This window comes from Bradyrhizobium sp. 33ap4 (genome assembly GCF_032654765.1).
In the GTDB taxonomy this organism is placed as follows: domain Bacteria; phylum Pseudomonadota; class Alphaproteobacteria; order Rhizobiales; family Xanthobacteraceae; genus Bradyrhizobium; species Bradyrhizobium australafricanum.
Genome location: NZ_JAUMTJ010000209.1, coordinates 1 through 769, shown reverse-complemented (window position 1 = coordinate 769; position 769 = coordinate 1). Strand labels below are relative to the sequence as shown.

Annotated in this window: 1 protein-coding gene; it reads right to left on the bottom strand. The window is 59.2% G+C overall.

Features of this window, described 5'->3' with window-relative positions:
- Positions 1-485: 485 nt before the first annotated feature.
- On the bottom strand, positions 486-769 hold a 284-nt coding region (locus tag Q2M23_RS43710), incomplete at its 5' end, for a hypothetical protein (RefSeq protein ID WP_316399542.1).

Genomic DNA, 769 nt, shown 5'->3' with positions numbered 1-769 from the left:
TCCGAGCCTTCTTCGAGACCGTCCCGGCTCGAAACACCGCTTAAGCCGGGCGCCGGCGCCAGTTCTTCACGAACGACCAAGGCCTTGCCAAGGCGCCTCGCATCGGGCGTCCAATAAATTCCACTGCAACCGCCACCTGTGAAAACCAGCCTCGCAAGTAACGTGTAGGACGCCAGCGACATCTATGTGAATGAAGCGATCACACCTTCGCTGCAAGCGGCCCCAACCTAGGGGCCGCCAACCCGAGCCATACGGGTTTTCTTCTGGCAATCGGGGGGCGGTTGGCTGACCAGAAGCGTCAATTAGATTCTTTCGTCCCCTCGAGGTTCCTCGTATGCCGCGCATTTTTTAGGAAAAAGCGGCCATTGCGGGAGGCTTAGAGAGGGGCGCAGTATCGAGCTTGCCGGCCTTCCAAGATAAGACGGCGGATCAAGAGATGGCCCCAGCACCGGCCCCTAGGGCCCCCAGAGGTGCTGGGGCCTTTTCTATGACTGCCAGGAACGAACGTGGCCGAAGCTTGTTCGTCTGACGAATGCGGCACTCATCAGCCCCACCGAACCGCATTCGACATTGTGAGTGGAACGCCCGGAAATCGCTTCCTGCGTGCTCTGATAGGTCATCGTCATGACGGTTTGACCGCCCCCGAGAGGCGTGATCTCGACCAGGAAACCGCCGCCAGGCTGCTCGATGACCACTAGTAGCTCGTCACAGTGATTTTGACTCTTTGGGTATGCCTGGATAGGCGCGCCCCAGTTTGGTGCGAGCTTTG